The 13,942-nt window shown below is 55.8% G+C and carries 15 protein-coding genes; 3 read left to right on the top strand and 12 right to left on the bottom strand.

Features of this window, described 5'->3' with window-relative positions; translation table 11 throughout:
- Positions 1–81 precede the first annotated feature (81 nt).
- Positions 82–831 carry a 2-oxo acid dehydrogenase subunit E2 gene (locus tag WHS88_01965; GenBank protein ID MEJ5258934.1) on the bottom strand — a complete coding sequence of 250 codons (750 nt, stop codon included), beginning with the start codon at positions 829–831 and terminating at the stop codon, positions 82–84.
- Positions 832–970: 139 nt separating this feature from the next.
- Here WHS88_01965 and WHS88_01970 point away from each other — a divergent pair, with 139 nt between their 5' ends.
- Positions 971–1,162: a hypothetical protein gene (locus WHS88_01970; GenBank protein ID MEJ5258935.1), complete on the top strand. Its 192-nt coding sequence runs from the start codon at positions 971–973 to the stop codon at positions 1,160–1,162.
- Positions 1,163–1,197: 35 nt separating this feature from the next.
- Here the strand turns inward: WHS88_01970 and WHS88_01975 are convergent, their stop codons facing one another.
- From WHS88_01975 to WHS88_01985, 3 genes are all read right to left on the bottom strand, one after another.
- Positions 1,198–1,527 (bottom strand): PilZ domain-containing protein, encoded by a 330-nt coding sequence (locus WHS88_01975; GenBank protein ID MEJ5258936.1) that lies wholly within the window; start codon positions 1,525–1,527, stop codon positions 1,198–1,200.
- Positions 1,528–1,707: 180 nt separating this feature from the next.
- Positions 1,708–2,847 (bottom strand): LptF/LptG family permease, encoded by a 1,140-nt coding sequence (locus WHS88_01980; protein MEJ5258937.1) that lies wholly within the window; start codon positions 2,845–2,847, stop codon positions 1,708–1,710.
- Positions 2,844–4,451, bottom strand: a complete 1,608-nt coding sequence (locus tag WHS88_01985; protein MEJ5258938.1) for an LptF/LptG family permease — start codon at positions 4,449–4,451, stop codon at positions 2,844–2,846. Before WHS88_01985 ends, WHS88_01980 begins: the two co-directional genes overlap by 4 nt.
- A 209-nt stretch (positions 4,452–4,660) precedes the next feature.
- On the opposite strand from WHS88_01985, the gene WHS88_01990 reads away from it, so the two are divergent.
- Both WHS88_01990 and WHS88_01995 read left to right on the top strand, forming a co-directional pair.
- A complete protein-coding gene (locus WHS88_01990) occupies positions 4,661–5,206 on the top strand; it encodes a bacterioferritin (GenBank protein MEJ5258939.1) in 546 nt (181 codons plus the stop codon).
- A 200-nt stretch (positions 5,207–5,406) separates the two neighbouring features.
- Complete coding sequence (locus WHS88_01995) at positions 5,407–6,768, top strand: PFL family protein (GenBank protein MEJ5258940.1); 1,362 nt, start codon at positions 5,407–5,409, stop codon at positions 6,766–6,768.
- A 215-nt stretch (positions 6,769–6,983) separates the two neighbouring features.
- Here the strand turns inward: WHS88_01995 and WHS88_02000 are convergent, their stop codons facing one another.
- From WHS88_02000 to rhaM, 8 genes are all read right to left on the bottom strand, one after another.
- Entirely contained in the window at positions 6,984–7,511 is a 528-nt protein-coding gene (locus tag WHS88_02000; protein MEJ5258941.1) for a shikimate kinase, read from the bottom strand.
- A complete protein-coding gene (locus WHS88_02005; GenBank protein ID MEJ5258942.1) occupies positions 7,493–8,272 on the bottom strand; it encodes a PHP domain-containing protein in 780 nt (259 codons plus the stop codon). Before WHS88_02005 ends, WHS88_02000 begins: the two co-directional genes overlap by 19 nt.
- 165 nt (positions 8,273–8,437) lie before the next feature.
- Positions 8,438–10,006 carry an alpha-N-arabinofuranosidase gene (locus WHS88_02010; protein ID MEJ5258943.1) on the bottom strand — a complete coding sequence of 523 codons (1,569 nt, stop codon included), beginning with the start codon at positions 10,004–10,006 and terminating at the stop codon, positions 8,438–8,440.
- 51 nt (positions 10,007–10,057) lie between these two features.
- Positions 10,058–10,600 (bottom strand): lipid-binding SYLF domain-containing protein, encoded by a 543-nt coding sequence (locus WHS88_02015; GenBank protein ID MEJ5258944.1) that lies wholly within the window; start codon positions 10,598–10,600, stop codon positions 10,058–10,060.
- Positions 10,601–10,628: 28 nt separating this feature from the next.
- Positions 10,629–11,114 (bottom strand): ribonuclease H-like domain-containing protein, encoded by a 486-nt coding sequence (locus tag WHS88_02020; GenBank protein ID MEJ5258945.1) that lies wholly within the window; start codon positions 11,112–11,114, stop codon positions 10,629–10,631.
- A gap of 47 nt (positions 11,115–11,161) precedes the next feature.
- A complete protein-coding gene (locus tag WHS88_02025) occupies positions 11,162–12,538 on the bottom strand; it encodes a transcription antitermination factor NusB (protein MEJ5258946.1) in 1,377 nt (458 codons plus the stop codon).
- Entirely contained in the window at positions 12,535–13,509 is a 975-nt protein-coding gene (gene fmt / locus WHS88_02030) for a methionyl-tRNA formyltransferase (GenBank protein ID MEJ5258947.1), read from the bottom strand. The genes WHS88_02025 and fmt overlap by 4 nt, the downstream gene beginning before the upstream one ends.
- A gap of 94 nt (positions 13,510–13,603) precedes the next feature.
- Entirely contained in the window at positions 13,604–13,942 is a 339-nt protein-coding gene (gene rhaM / locus WHS88_02035; GenBank protein MEJ5258948.1) for an L-rhamnose mutarotase, read from the bottom strand.

The following is a 13,942-nucleotide window of genomic DNA, read 5'->3' on the forward strand; positions in this document are numbered from 1 at the left end:
TATATGACCAAAGAAGAATATGCATTGCGGGGGTACGATCTACCATGGCTTCCCTTTTTTTGCTTTCTTGAAAAAAAAGTATCAGTCGCTGGAAGAAATCGGCAGGGTGGGCTTGTCCGTCAGTGTCCACGGAGCTTCCAGAAGGTCGGCGATTTTCCGAAGAAAGGCCGCAGCGGTAATCTCATCAGCTGCACACTGGTCAATGGCCAGAGACACATTCAGCAGTTTTCGAATCACCGGCTTTCCCTCAAGCGGCACAACGTCATCGGCGATGTATCCGATGGACAGAATCCCGTTGGCCGAAGGCGGCGCAATGGCATAAAACCATTCAATACCGTACATTCCCAGGCCGCTCAAAACCAGGGTTGCTCCGTCAAAATCGTCCGGGGTAAGCCGATTCGCCCTCGCCCGTCGAAGCAGGGCATCAGAGGCCTCCGCCATCTCCGCCAGTGTCAGGCGTCCGGCATCCTGAATCACCGGTACCACCAGCCCCTGCGGGGCGGCGACGGCAAATCCCAGACCGATTTTTTCCGGAACCTCCCAGAGCCCCGCCTGGAGGTTTGGTTTGGCGCAGACTTGCGGAAACACGGCAGCAGCGCGGACCATAGCCGTCAAAACGAGGTCGTTGGTAGTCAGGCGAATGCCGGTCTGCCGGCTGTATTCCTTGCGCATGGCTACCATATCCGTCACATCCGCCCAGACCGAATAATATCCGAAGGCCTTGGTCTGCTTGGCCTCCAGCATCGTTCGGCCGATGAGTTTCTGGATTCGTGTCAGGGGCCGCCGCCGACAGTATTGGTTTTCTGTGTTCTCTGGTGTTTTCAGGTCCATTCGGCCTATTGTACTGTGCGCCCAAGCTTCGGCAAGCGGTTTTTCGCTTGCCCTTCAGGAAAAGCCGTTTATACTCAGGATAGGCCGCCTGGTTTGTCAGTACTTCTTTCAGTGCGGCGGAATTTTGGTAAGGAAAGGTATGGTTATGCATCAGCCCGGAATGCCGCATCCCGGACACAACAAACACCTGTGTTATCTCATCAACCTCCATTTTCATCACACGCACTGGGAACAGTACAAAAAACTGGTGGAAAACTCCCAGTATGTGTGCAAGCTGTGCGGGCGCACGGCCGCCGACAAAAACCGTCTCTGCCGGCCCGTGAAACTCTGACTCCGTTCCGAGAACGGCCGGCGTCCGGCGGGTGCTTACTCCTGCTCCTGCAGGAATTGAACCGCCAGTCCCAGCACGCCTTCACTCATCATTCGGGTGCGATCCACCCGAACCACCTTGCCGGTTTTGATGCGGGCATACTGCCCTTTCTGATGAGCCAGATGGGCTGTTCGCGGGAAGTTTAATTCGACCTCTTGTCCCGGGCGGACCGGAGCTGTCAGAGGAATGGTCAAATAGGCCCCGCCTTTGCTGACATTTACGCTTCGCCCGTTGAAAAAGCGGTTGGCGCCAGGCAGCCAGACGCTTACCGGCCAACTCAATTCCGTTCGCACTTCCTTACGCTGTTCGACCAGTGTGCCGTCCATAACCTTTTCTCCCTAAAAGTGTCTGAATCGTTGCAGTCTTTATTATCGTCAAAGTTAATCTGGGGAATATAGCAAAAATAGGAAAACTTTTGTTTTTTTGAAAAATGCAAGGCAGGTGGGGAATAAAAAAGATTTTTATCGGACGAAAAATTGATAAAAACAGATGAAAGCCAACCCCTGTTATGTTTTCATCGCGTCAATCTGAAGCAGGGCGATTGGGAGGAACAGAAAAACCGGCGCCCAAACCCAGATTTCCGGCCAGACCTGCCCTCCAATGCTTTCGGTGGCGAACAGTTTGCACAGAAAAACGGTCAGAAAACAGCCGAGTGTGGTCAGAAAGCTGATCAAGATGGCCGATTTTATTTCTTTGGGGTCTCGCCGAATCAGAACCGGAAGCGCCGCCATCAGAACAATCAGGTTCATAATTGGGTCCACAATCCTCGAATGCTTTTGGAGAATCAGTTCCGCCAAATCCGTTTTTCGCGTGCCCGGATAGTTCAGAAGTTCTTCAATCTGGCCGAAACTCAGCAGAGACTTGTACCCTTCCTGACGGCGAAGCCCGATGTCTTCCGGTCTCAGATTGCTGGCCAGAAAATCGATTGGCTCTACGGAGGTCAAAGAGGTAGGCCCTTCCTGTTCCGGCAGGACATTCATTCGCCGGCCGTGTTCCAGCACCCAGCCCTTCCGCGATGCATCATACACCGCTCGGGCGGCTTCCACTTGTCCGATAACCGTCCATCGCTGTCCGGACGCATCCTGCTGACGAAGGATGACAAAGGCATCCTCTACAGTTCGGGTGGATTCATTGTATTCCCGGCCGCAGAACAGATGACCCTCTGGAGAGCTGATAAACCAGAACGGAAAACGGCGGGGCTGGCCGATTTCATCCCGTCCCCGCGTCAAATCGCTCGCCAGCCGCGGAATCAGAAATTCTTCATCTGCTATCTGGAGCCCCATCAGCAGCACCGCCAGCAGCAGAATCGGTGCCAAAATGCGTTTGAGACTGATTCCGGAGGCCATTACGGCAATCAGCTCATTGTTTTTGGTCATTCGGGCCAGCGAAAAGACCGCTGCAATCACCGTAATCATCCCCGCCAGATGCCGAAACCACAGGGCTGTCTGCGGGCCGTAGTACGACAAAATGTGCCGCAGCAGCACGCCTTTTCCCTGTCCGGACTGTTCGACAAACTCGTCAATATTGACAAACAAATCCAGGGTGATGCACATCCCGATTAGGACAAAGAAGGAAATGAAATACCCGACCAGAAAGTTTTTGGCGATATATCGATCCAGCAGCCGCATCGTTCTGTCCGCTTTCAAACCCGACTGATTTTCCGATACAGAATCCACGCCAGCATGGTCAGCAAAACCAGCCCGCCCCACATCACGGCAATCCCAACCTCCGGTCCGGCGGCCGGATTTTTGGTCAGCTGCTTGCCCGACAGGATAAACACAATCAGCACAGCTCCCGGGATTGTACTGGCCCCGAAGGCGCTGAGAATATGTCCTCCGCGGAACAAAATCCCCAGACAGATTCCTGTTACAATCAGCGGGATGCATCCGAGTCCCAGGACCAGCCGGGAATGAATCTCGCTGATCAGCTGATTGTCCACCTGGACGAGCCGCTCCTGCAGCTGTTTCTGAAGTGCTTCCAGGAATCGGCTCGGAGCGGAAATGCGGAGGCCTTTGGCGGACAAATCGTTTCCGGTCAGGGTCTGCAGCAGTGTGTCCGTCCGAAGTCCCTCCAGAATTCCTTCCGGAATCGGCAGGTCCGGAATCACTTTCTGCAGAGCGGTTCCTTTGATGCCTCCGGCCAGCTGCCACTGCGGGGTTTCCAGAATCAGTTCCAGCCCTCGTTCAATCCGGTCATCTTCGAGAGTAATCCGTCCATGGTCGCTTTCATACCGACAATAGACCTCGTTGTTCCGATAGGGCAGGATTTCCAGCAGCCGCACGGGTCCGATCAGCTCAATCTGCCGTTCCTGGTTTACTTCCAGTCCTTTCGCCCGCAAAAGATATTCCCGTCCCCCGTCAGCGGAGCGAAACCTCAGATACTCCTGCGGGTTGTTCAGGGTCTGACGGCCTTCTTCAGCCAGACGCTCGATAATGGTTTGAGCCCGGACCGTCAGGGCCAAATCATAAACCGGTCCGAACTGAAGTTTGTCCGCCTGAATCTGTTTGAGCTGTTCGATTTTCTGAAACTTGATTTTATCAGCCAGAAGAGGAGGCACCCGCCGGCTGACCCCAATGGTTCCCACGCGAACCGGCTGGTTTTCATCAAAACGAATGGTATCCTCTGTAATCACGGTGACCGAATGATGCTGCCGATGTGTTTCGATATCGACTGTGGCCTGGCGGGCTGTAATCATCCGCGGCGGTTTATTCTTTTGAATATCCAGAATCACCACATCCAGCAGCAGGTTGTTTGCCGGAACGGCCTGTTCAGCGTAAATTTTGTATCGGCCTCCGGGAAGGTCCCAATAGCCCTTGCGCTGGATATTGCGGAACAAAATCTGTTTGGCATCGGCCCGGACCCGATATTCGCTGCGGTGAATGAAGGCCGGGGTAATATAGAAGCTGAGCATCAGGTTGGCCAGGGCCGCTCCCAGGGCCAGAGAAAAGCCCGGCAGAATCAGCGTTCGAAAGGCGATTCCGCCGGCTCGGCAGGCATCCAGTTCCCGGTCCGCCGCAAAACGTCCGTAGGTCATTGCCGCCGCAAACAAGGCCGCGATTGGAATGACAAATGTCAGCGTAATCGGGCAGAAATCTCCGATTAGACTGAGCATCTGGCGCGGACTGACACCGTATTCCTTAATCATCGGAACCAAAAGACCTGCGCTGAGCATCAGCGTCAGGGCCACGGTCGCCAGAAAGAAGATCCGCAGCAGCTCTTTCATCAAATATCGATGCAGCAGAAAAAACATAACTTGTTTCGTCCTCAAGGATTTTGACAAAGTCCGGATTTTACTCTCTCGACTTCCATTTGCAAAGCGGATAATTCCATTTCCGCAAGCTCGGTAGGGACGTTTCTGATTGTTTTTCCCCACAAAATCGGCTGGATTTTGGGGTTCGATTCGTTTAGAATTTCCTGAAATCAGGATATACCGGAACCAAAAGCGAAGGGAGAAAGACTATGGCCAAAAGTGCAAAGGACAAAAAGGCAAAAGTGATTGAGGTGCTTAACAAAGCCCGGGCGATGGAGCTGCAGGCCATCTCCCAGTATATGAATCAGCATTACGGTCTGGATGATATGGATTATGGCGAGCTGGCCGCCAATATGAAGCTCATTGCGATTGATGAGATGCGCCATGCGGAGGCCTTTGCCGAACGCATTAAAGAGCTGGGCGGCGAACCGACGGCTGAGCCGGCTGCCAAGACCATCCGGGGGCAGGAAGTCGAAAAAATCTTCCCCTTTGATGCCAACCTCGAAGACCACACCATCGATGTGTACAACCAGTTTGCCGCGGTCTGCCGGGAAAACGGCGATTCTGTCAGCCAGAAGCTCTTCGAGACCATCATTGAGGAGGAACAGTCCCATTTTAACTACTTTGACAATGTGGACCAGCACATCAAGAAGATGGGCAATACATATCTGGCCCGCATTGCCGGTACTCCCTCCTCCACCGGTCTGGCCCCGCAGGGGTTTGTCATTCGCGAGCAGGGCGGCGGCGCTGCCTAATCCGGGTCGTTGGCTTGCGTTTTTCAAGCGGACAGGGATTCCGTTCTCTGTCCGCTTTTTTGTTATTGGCGGCGAATCAGCCTGCGGCGGTCAACTTTTTTTTGCAGATTGTCCGTCAAATTGGTAGAGTACTTTCCGGACAAGGCCGTTGCGCCGTCTGCACGGCCGAGGGTGAAAATCTTGTGCAATGAGGATGGTCTATGTCGATTACCGTCGAAGAAATCTTTGAAACCGTCAATATGACGCTTCGGCAGAACTTTGACATCCGCACACTTACGCTGGGCATCAACCTTAAAGACTGCATGGACCGCGACTTGGACCATTTCTGCGGTCGCGCCGGCCAGCGGATTGAACACATGGGCAGGCAGCTCAATGCCGCTGCCGACAAAATGCAGGCCAAATACGGCATTCCCATCATCAACCGCCGCATTGCCGTCACGCCTGTTTCGATTCTTCTGGAGCCGCTTCCCAAAACCAAAACCGTTGCTGTTGCGGTCGCCCGGATGCTTGACCGCTCGGCTGCCGCCGGCGACATTGATTTCATCGGCGGCTTCGGCGCCCACGTGCAAAAAGGGCTGACCGCCTCTGCCGAGAATCTGATGCAGGCCCTGCCCGTCGCTCTTTCGCAGACGCATCGGGTCTGCTCCTATTTCAACATGGGCTCCACCCGTGCCGGATTGAATATGACTGCCGTCGAACGGTTCGGCCATATCCTCAAAGAGCTGGCCTTCCGCAGCAAAAACGGCATCGGCTGCGCCAAAGTGGCCGTCTTTGCCAACGTGCCTGATGACAATCCTTTTATGGCCGGTGCTCATCACGGGGCGGGCGAGCCGGATTTTGCTCTCAATGTCGGCATCAGCGGCCCGGGCGTCGTCAAAGCCGTTGTCGAGCAGAACCCGGACTGCGATTTGACGGAATTGTCCGAAGTCATCAAACGAACCGTCTTTAAGATTACCCGGGCCGGGGAGCTCATCGGACGGGAAGTTGCTGACCTGCTTGGTGTTGAATTCGGCATTGTGGACATCTCCCTGGCCGCGACTCCCCGTGCGGGGGACTCCGTGGCGGAAATCATCGAGGCGATGGGCGTAAGCCGAATGGGCCGGCCGGGCACCACTGCCGCTCTGGCATTGCTGATTGACGCCGTCAAAAAGGGCGGCTCGATGGCCTCCGGGCATGTCGGCGGCCTTTCCGGCACCTTTATTCCCGTCAGTGAGGATGCCGGAATGATTCGGGCCGTGCGGCAGGGGGCTTTAACGCTTGAAAAACTGGAGGCCCTTACCAGCGTCTGCTCCGTCGGGATGGATATGTTCGCCGTCCCCGGCAGCACGCCGCCCGATGTTCTCAGTGCCCTGATTGCCGATGAATTGTCTATCGGCATCATCAATAACAAGACCACCAGCGTGCGGGTTATCCCCGTTCCGGGCAAAAAGCCGGGCCAGATGGTTCATTTCGGGGGGCTGCTGGGCTCTGCACCGATTATGCCTGTCAGTCGGCGTGCCTCGAGGGCTTTTGTGCTCCGCCGCGGACGAATGCCCGCCCCCATCCACTCACTCCGCAATTAACCCGCAGCGGTTTTTCAAGAGGGAGAAATGTCGCCTCTGGTTTTGTGAACAACGAGTTGTTATTTGACAGGCCCCCTGTGTCGTTCCCGAATCCTGCCCTCCAAAGCTTTCAAATAGGAAAAAAGCCGTCCTTCCCGCGCAGGCGGGAATCCAGCGAGGTCACCTGTATTGCTTAAGAGAAGACAAAGCGGCAGGAGTCCAATCAGCCGCGTTCCTCAGCCGACCGGCCGAATATCGAAAAAGCACGAAAGATGCTGCAGGATTCGCTGCAGGGCCTGCTCGTGGGTCAGGCCGGACAGGGAAATGGTCAGGTCGGCGTATTTTTCATACAGGGGCGTTCGTTTTTCAAAAAGCGTCTGCAGCGTCTGGCCCGGTTCGATAACCACCCCTCGAGCCGACATATCCGCCAGCCGCTTCTGAAGCGTTTCCAGCGGCACCTGCAGGTACAGGGCATAGCCGTTCTGCTTCAGATGCTTCATGGCCGATTCATAATAAACCGCACTGCCGCCGGTGGCAATGACCGTATGATGAACATCCAGTTGGGTCAGATAGTCCTCTTCCAGCCTGCAGAAGCCCTCCAGCCCCAGTTGGGCAATCAGTTCCCGCAGGGTCTTGTTCTGCCGCCTCTGAAGGGCGACATCTGTATCCAGAAAATCCCGCCGCAGGGCCTTGGCCAGAAGGACCCCCAGGGTGCTCTTGCCCGCTCCGGGCATGCCAATCAGAATCAGATTGGATTTTTCCATCGCTTCGCTGCCGGTAGGTCTTCCGGCTTCGACAACGCATTACTCGGCAGATGCCGCAAAATCTCTTTTGTGAAGGTACAGGACCCAATCGACTCCGGTTCGTGGGAGTCCGAACCGTAAATCAGCCGAACCCCGGCCTCGAGGGCAATCTGGTACAGCCGAATCCAGAACCAAAGTCCGTTATGAGCCAGCCGGGAGCCGGTCAGTTCGTTGATTTCCCAGGCAATCTCATTTTTGGCCGACAGTACGGCCGCTTCCTGAAAGACCTTCAGGGCTCGTTCCCCGTGGACGTCCAGCTGCATACACGAGGCCAGCAGCCGTCCCGGGTGGGCCAGTGTATCAATCGCCGGGTTGGAGACAATACCCAGCAGGGTTTTTTCCCAGACCCGCAGGAATGTTTCTTCATCCAGCCCCCGCTGTTCCGGCTTCCAGGGGTAATGGCCTTTGGTGGGAACATAATGAAAGCCGGCGATTACGTAATCAAGACCTGAGAAGTCGTTAACCATCAGACGGCCGTCATCCCGCTGTCCATCCACGTCGATTTCTGCTCCGACGATGACCCGGCAGTGAGGTTGAAACTGCTGAACCAGGCGGCGAATCTGCTCCACAGGGGCCTTTTTGTCCGGTTGAGTTGTATGGTCTGTAATGGCAATCATCCGCAGCCCCGCCTCATCCGCCCGTCGGCAGATGGCCTCAATCGTCATCGTCGGGGCGTGCCCGCAATATTCCGTATGAATGTGAAAATCGTAGTCAATCTTCATCGCTGATTCCGTCGTGTCAAAACCCCTTTCGACGATATAATTAACCATATTTTGGGGAAAATGCGAATAAGAAATTCATGAAAGGTTTTTTTGCAAAAGACGGTGTCGCAATAAAAAAACCGCCGGTTTTTCAGGCCGGCGGTTTTTCGTTTTGAGACCGTTCTCCTACTGGACGATTTTCAGCACGCTCACGGAGCGGGCGGGCAGGGTGACGGAGATTTTGCCGTCTTTGACCTGAATGCCGCTCAGCGGGGCGGGTTTGACCGTGTTCGGCTTCTCGAAGGTGTTATGGGCCTGCATGGTCTCGGCCGTCAGGACTCGTCCGGTGACGGAGCCGACTTTAAGCCCTTCAACCGTGCAGTTCAGCGAAGCCGGCTTGTTCGGATTCAGATTGCAGATGGAGACATACACCGCCCCGTCCTTGCCTTTGGAGGCGGATACATGCAGAGCCGGAATCTTCTGTTTGTCAAACGTGTAATCCTCGCAGGTCAGCTTCGTCGGCAGCAGCCGTCCGCCCTGGTGCACCTTGTACATTTCGAAAACATGGTAGGTCGGTGTCAGAAGCATCTTGTCGCCTTCGGTCAGAATCATCGCCTGAAGAACGTTGACTGTCTGAGCGATGTTCCCCATCTTGACCCGGTCGCAGTGGTGATTGAAGACATTCAAAAAGATGCCCGCCGACAGGGCGTCCCGCAGCGTATTCTGCTGATAGAGAAACGCCGGATTGGTGCCGGGCTCGGCATCCCACCACGTGCCCCATTCATCCACAAACAGGGCCACCCGCTTCTGCGGGTCGTATTTGTCCATAATCTCCTTGACTTTGCGAATTACTTCATCCACCTCGAGGGTATTTTTCATCAGGGCAAACCACTCTTTTTCATCAAACTGTGTGGCGCTGCCTTTTTCATTCTCTCCCCAGGTGCCCGTGCCGCGGACATAATAGTGCTGGGCAAGCGCATCCATATGGCGGTGGCAGTTTTTCATCACGACTTCGGTCCAGTGATAGTCCACCCCGCCCGGACCGCAGGCGATTTTGACGATTTCGTTGCCCGAATAGCTGCGGACATAGGTGGCGTAACGTTTGTAAAGGTCGCTGTAGTATTCCGGGGTCATATGGCCGCCGCAGCCCCAGTTCTCATTGCCGATGCCGAAATATTTGACCTTCCAGGGTTTTTCCCGTCCGTTGGCCCGCCGCAGATTGGCCATCTCGCTGTCGCCGTCAAAGGTCATGTATTCCACCCAGTCCTGCATTTCCTCGACGGTGCCCGAGCCGACATTGCCCGCTACATACGCCTCACAGCCCAGCAGCTCGCACAAATCCAGAAATTCGTGGGTGCCGAAGGCGTTGGTTTCCGTGACCATGCCCCAGTGGGTGTTGACCATTTTCGGGCGTTTGTCCCGCGGGCCGATGCCTTCTTTCCAGTGGTATTCATCGGCAAAACATCCGCCCGGCCAGCGCAGCACAGGAACATTCAGCGCTTTGAGGGCCTCCAGCACATCCAGCCGGATGCCGCGAATGTTGGGAATCGGCGAGTCCTCTCCGACCCAGATGCCGTCATAAATGCATCGCCCCAGATGCTCGGCGAAGTGCCCGTAGATTTCCGGGGCAATTGTGTCTTTGGGCTGGTCGGCTTGAATGGTCAGCTGGGCCGACCAGGCCGCCGCTGACAGCAGTCCGACCATCAGAAGAATCCCCGGTTTTCTTATCCTGCTGTGTGTCTTGCTTTCCTTCATTTTTGTCCCTTTCCCAAAATGGTTCCAGTTGACGATGTCGTTTTGCTTGACCTATTTCATTACGCCTTCGACAAACTTAAACTTCTGTCCGCCGACGGAGGCATCCACCATCAGGCCGCGGTCGGCCATCATGAAGACCGCCATTCCGTCTTTGTAGTCCGACTTGGCGGCCGCCCCGATCGTGACAGCCGTAGCGGTGGCCTGTGCCGAAAAGGCAAACTCGCCCGAACGGAAGCGGTCCAGGTCCTGTTTCTGGCGGAAGAAGACGATTTCGCGGAAGAATTCTCCTCCGAAGGAGAAACCCAGGGTGGCCTGCGACAGACTGGCATAACCGATTTTGCGTCCGCGTTCGAAGACCTCGCCGCGCCCGTAGGCCCCGCCGACCCAGAACGCTCCTTTGGTCACTCGCGGAAACACCGCATAGCCGTAGGCATTATCAAAAAAGGACTGGATGCTCGGGTCAGCGGATTTGAACAGGGCAATCGCCTCCTGCACTTCCGCACTGAGGACATCCCGTGTTTCTTTCTTTTCCGGAACGGTGGAGCATCCTGCCAATAGGGTCAGCAGGACAAGAGTGGACAGACAGCGTTTCATACGAGAACTCCTTTCTTTTTGCTTTATTTTAAGGGATATTAAGACGAATCCGCAGGGTTTGCAGATTCACCACGTCTTCCTGATTGTAGTCCAGCAGGGTCTGCAGAGCGTCCGGGTCGCCGTTTTCCGTATAATCCCGCCACAGCTGCACCGCCATCCAGCCGTTGATGTCTTTGAGCCGGCGGCGGATATTCAGTTTTTGCTCAACCCGTTTCAGTCCGCCTTTGAGTTCCTGCTGCCAGCAGGAAAACATCAGGTCGCAGTGAACAAAGGATTTTTCCAGATGAATTCCCAGACGTTTGCGCAGAAACGGCAGGTCAAACCGGTGCCCGTTGTAGGTGTAAATGGTTGTCACGCCCTCCAGGGCGGCTCGAATGGACCGCTCTTCGATGCCCGGACTGACCAGCTGGATGACTTCGAGCATCGGCCCCCGTTCCAGCGCCAGCCCGACGACCGTAATCTCTGCATTTTTCGGACTTAAGCCCGTTGTTTCAATGTCCAGATAGCAACGCATAGGAAACCATTTCTTTTTGCCGCAGGACAGAATGATTTATGTATGATTTATGTTTTCCGCAAAAGAGCGGCGTATCCGCCGTCGTGTCCAAAATCTGTCTGTGAGCCGCAGGAAGGCAGGGTCAATTCTTCCTGTTCAAGCGTAAACGATGGATGGTTGGCCAGAAAGTCCTGAACGACCTGCTGATTTTCCTCCGGCAGGATGGAACAGGTCGAGTACACCAGCGTTCCGTGTTTGCGGACATACCCGGCGGCCTGTTCGAGCAGGTCTTTTTGGGTTTGAACCATCTCGGGGATGGATTCGGGCTTGAGCCGCCATCGCACTTCCACGCGCCGCGCCATCACCCCCGTATTGGAACAGGGGACATCCAGCAGAACGGCCGAGACCTTGTTTTTGGTTCCTAACGCCTCCTTGATTTGCTCCGGCCGAACACACTGCACACAGCTGATTTCCAGCCGCCGACAGTTCTCCTCGACCTTTTGGAGCCGCCGGCTGTCGGCATCCACCGCCAGAATCCGTCCCTGATTCTTCATTTTCATCGCCAGCTGAATGGTTTTCCCCCCGGGGGCGGCGCAAAAATCCAGCACAACCGACCCCGGCTGAACCGGCAGCATCGAAGCCGCCCGGGCCGCCGTCGGGTCCTGGATAAAGAAATACCCTTTCTGAAACGTCCATAAGTCCGCCAGATACCGATGCGTATGAATGCGCAGCATCGTCTGCTCGGTGTTCAGCTCGGCGTGGACGGCCTCTGATTTAAGCAGCTCCGCCAGACGCGGGGCGGTGGTTTTCAGCAGATTCGGCTGCAGGATGATGGCGGGAATCCGGTTGGAAGCCGCACAGATGGAGAGCAGATTGTCCGGTCCATAGGCCGCCAGCCATCGTTCCGTCAGCCATTTCGGAATCGAAAACGCAATGCTGCAATACTCGAGCATTTGGCTGTCCGGGTCCGGCAGGAGCGGTTCTTTCAGCAGACATCCTGTTCCGGCCTTGGCGGGAATCCACCGGCGCCGGTCGCTGCCTTCCCGGGGACAGCGTCGGTTTTCAATCAGCCGCTGCACGCGCCGCAGGACCGCATTGATGAAACCGCGCCGCCGGGCCTGTTTGCCCGCCAGCGAGGCCGTTTCATTCACAACCGCATATTCCGCTGTGTCCGGGCAGAAGAGCAGCTCAAACGCCCCCAGCCGCAGCAGCGTCATCAGGTCTTTTTCCACGAAAGACGGCTTCAGCTCCGCCGCCGCCGTCAGCACCGTATCCAGCAGCGTCCGGTTTCTCAGAACCCCCAGCACCAAATCCGTCACCTGTCCTCTGGATTCGGCTTCCGGCAGGGTTTGTTCCAGCAGCTCCGAGGCGGTATGCTTTCCCTCTTCCCAGCTGAGCAGAATCCCTGCGGCCAGACCCCGATTGGAAGAACCAAAGGATTTCATTCGAGGACTCCCTTCAGAACTTTTTCCAGCGGCAGGAATAAATCACCCGGCTGACAGGCCCGGCCGTTGACGAAGGCACTGAACGGCATCAGGTCGGACCCGGCCGGCTTAATCCACTCAATCCGCACGGCGTCCTGACCGCACCAGACGTCCAGATTTTCATTGAGCATTCCGCAGGGCTGATAGGCGGAATTGCTGGCCGAAACCGCCCGGGCCTTCTGGATAATCACCCGCCAGGAGCGGCCTGTCTTTCCGGAAACATAGACCGCCTGTGCACCCGGCCAGGGCCACAGGGCCCGGATTTGATTGACGACCGCCGACGCCGGTCGGCTCCAGTCGATAAACCCGTGTTCTTTCTTCAGTTTCGGTGCATAGGTAACCTCGGATTCATCCTGGGGTATCAGGACAACCCGTCCGGCTTCGATATTGTCCAGCGTCTGCATCAGGACCGGCACTGCCAGGGCGGCCAGCCGGTCGTGAAGGGTCTGGGCGTTGTCCTCCGGTTCGATTGCCAGAGAGGACTGGGCCAGAATGTCTCCGGCATCCATCCGATCGGCCAGCGTGATGATGCTGATGCCGGTTTTGGTTTCGCCGTTCATCAGGGCCCAGTGAATTGGGGCAGCCCCGCGGTATTTCGGAAGCAGCGAAGCGTGAACGTTAATCGCCCCATACGGAAAGAGGTTGATGACCGGCCGGCTGATTTTCTGGCCGAAGGCGATAACCAAAAGCAGCTCGCCCTTGCAGGCGGCGACCTTTTCGGCCCATTCCGGATCGTTGATGTTCTCGCTTTCCCGGCAGTCCAGTCCTTTCTGTTCACACCAGAGACGAACCGGCGTCGGCCTGGGCTGGCGATGACGTCCCGCCGGACGAGCCGGCTGCGTGAAAATCCCTGCCAGAGTATGCCGGCTTTGCAGGACGGCTTCCAGACACGGAAGCCCGAACTCCGATGAGCCGAAAAAGACGATTCGCATTCAAACAGACCCTCAATCTGGGTGTTGTTGTTCAACAAAACGGATTCTAAGAGGCCATTATAGGGCCCGCCGGTCGGGTGTACAAGAGCCGGTTTTATTTCGTCCGGTTTTCGGGGGACGATTCGATATGAAAGACCTCCCGAAGAGGCCGCTGGACGGGGCTGTTGTCCGGATTTGACGGCATAATCTCCTTCATATAGGCCCACCATTTTTGACAGATTTCCGTCCGGGCCACAGCGTTCCAGCGTTCCTCGTCTTCGATTTCTGCATAGCCGAACAGCTGATTCGTCTGCGGGTCCAGAAAGATGGAGTAGCTCTTTACGCCGTGCTCCAAAAGGGTCTGCTCCAGCTGGGGCCAGATGGGATTGTGACGCTTTTCATATTCGGCCTCCTGTCCGGGATAAACCTGCATCACAAAGGCCTTGCGAATCAT

This window comes from Anaerohalosphaeraceae bacterium (assembly GCA_037479115.1).
In the GTDB taxonomy this organism is placed as follows: Bacteria; Planctomycetota; Phycisphaerae; order Sedimentisphaerales; family Anaerohalosphaeraceae; genus JAHDQI01.